The 233-nt window shown below is 66.5% G+C and carries 1 pseudogene; it reads left to right on the top strand.

From position 1 onward, the window contains the following. Window positions 1-46: 46 nt before the first annotated feature. Window positions 47-233: pseudogene (locus tag IE94_RS0134910) on the top strand (IS5/IS1182 family transposase); the annotation flags it as partial.

Raw genomic sequence — 233 nt, 5'->3', positions numbered from 1 at the left:
GCTGGTCAGCGGGTGTGGTGACGAGACAGGGCCCCTTGTCGTTGGCGTGGTGATCTCACTCATCACACCGGCGACCGAAGGGGCCCTGGTGGTTCCGTATCCTGCCACGCTCGACGTCCCGCACGAGCTGGTTGAGCATGTCGCCTGGCTGCTGCACGAGCACCGCCAGGCCCGCAATACACGCTGGCGCAAGCTCGGCTGCTTCAAGCAGGCACTGCTCGCGCTGGTCCACC

It is taken from the genome of Streptomyces violaceorubidus, from assembly GCF_000717995.1.
Lineage (GTDB): Bacteria > Actinomycetota > Actinomycetes > Streptomycetales > Streptomycetaceae > Streptomyces > Streptomyces violaceorubidus.
Note: the sequence above shows the minus strand (reverse complement) of the source record. Positions and strands in the feature narration are given on the sequence as shown.